Annotated in this window: 2 protein-coding genes and 1 pseudogene; 1 reads left to right on the plus strand and 2 read right to left on the minus strand. The window is 33.0% G+C overall.

The window, feature by feature from the left end:
* A pseudogene (locus tag DM84_RS05825) lies at nt 1–419 on the plus strand (hypothetical protein); the annotation flags it as partial.
* Between the two features lie 79 nt (nt 420–498).
* Here the strand turns inward: DM84_RS05825 and DM84_RS05830 are convergent.
* On the minus strand, nt 499–789 hold the full coding sequence (locus DM84_RS05830) for a hypothetical protein (RefSeq protein ID WP_250779045.1): 291 nt from the start codon (nt 787–789) through the stop codon (nt 499–501).
* Complete coding sequence (locus DM84_RS05835) at nt 743–1,372, minus strand: WD_0033/WD_0034 family tandem repeat-containing protein (protein ID WP_250779047.1); 630 nt, start codon at nt 1,370–1,372, stop codon at nt 743–745. Before DM84_RS05835 ends, DM84_RS05830 begins: the two co-directional genes overlap by 47 nt.
* Between the last annotated feature and the right edge of the window lie 311 nt (nt 1,373–1,683).

Raw genomic sequence — 1,683 nt, forward strand, 5'->3', positions numbered from 1 at the left:
CAAGAGATCCTGAAAAAGTAATGAATATTCATTATACTGACCATAATAAAATAACAGTAAAGTCTGATATGGAAATACCTGTAACTAAGCTTGATAATCCAGAAGAAAAAGTGTGTGATCTATCTACATCACTTGAATTTACACTTGAGTCTAAAGATAGTAAAGATGGTGTAACTTATAAAGATGGCAAATTGTCACTTACTATTCCTAAGGAATTAAAAAATTATAAAGAGGGAGGTAAGAACTTGTTTGATGTTATTAGAGAAATTTTTCAAAAACTCTGTGAAAAATTAGGATTTAATTTCGAAAGAAATACACAAATAAAACATAATTTAGATAATTCTTTGAAGGTAAACACTTATCTGGAAGGCGTAAAACCTACTGTTTGCAGTGCGTCCTCGGTCATTAAAGGTATATGATTTAAGATATAAACTTAAGTCAAAAAAGTTTACCAGTTATTAATTGATTAACAATTTAAAGAAGAATGAGCGGAATGTTCTATACTTTCTCAAGCTTGGTATTCAGCTTGAATGAATTATGTAGTGCAAAACCTATACAAACCAATCCAACAATCCCGCCAACTACGACTATAACGTGCATTTCCAGGATATACAACGCAGCACTACTTACGAATAACGCTGTACCAACAAAACCAGCTAGGATTGCTTGTCTTTGCTGCGTTGTTTTTATTGATGAGTTTTTTCCTTTGTTTGCAGCATCACTATCAAAACATGGCTTTATTTCAGCAGAAGAGAGAGTTGGAAGTATTTGGTCCTTGTGTGGTGTCATTTTGAGTCTCTCCGCTGTTTTCGCATATAGATTGATGTGTATTTAGATCTTTACTGATTTTATTGATATCTTTAAGTTTAGTTGATATAACTTCAATATTATCAGTTACAGGTGTAATATCTTCAGTCGGTATATTCGAATCACCTTTAAATTCCTCGATAATTTTTGCAATTTCTTTACAATTTTCATTAGCATAGTCAAATGGTGTGTAGCTCGTCTCTTGGCCATTTGCTTGTTTTATTATTATCTTCTTATTGAGTATTTCCTCCAAAATACCGTATTCCTCAGATAGCTTTAAAATTTCTCTAGCAGCTCTACTATCTTTACGTGATATAGCATCTGTCAGTATTATATGATTTTCTTCACGACCATCTGAGGGTTCTATGCCCATTTCCTTTTTAAGCACTTCTAAAAGCTTTTGTTTTTCAACTTCTCCTGGAAGATCCTTATTTGTACTGCTAGAAGCACTTGGTTCTTGTGTACGATCTGTAGCAGTTTCTTTTGAAGCAGTGGTAATTAGGCTACCCATCCAATTTTTGAATTTTTTAGCAATAGCTTTTTTTATTTTTTTTGGTGCTTTCATAACGTTTTCTCCTTTTGTATTAAAATTTGTTAATCGAGTGTAGTAGTTGAAGTGTTCTAGTTGCACACTCCATAAATTCGGTTCAATCAACGGTGCCTTGCTGCTTGAAATATTTTCCCTGTAAAAATTTAGCTTACCTTTTATATCGGCCTATTTAAGCAGCACAGCATGATTTGCCTCTTTTGGGATGCAGGAATTTTTTAGGAATTGTTCTCTTAAACTCCAAGAGATTTTGTTCAACATTAGAACAGGAATTAGAGAACTTGTATTTGGCGTACTATTGTTTAATTTTTCGCACTATGTGCACTGCA

This window comes from Wolbachia pipientis (assembly GCF_023661085.1).
In the GTDB taxonomy this organism is placed as follows: Bacteria; Pseudomonadota; Alphaproteobacteria; order Rickettsiales; family Anaplasmataceae; genus Wolbachia.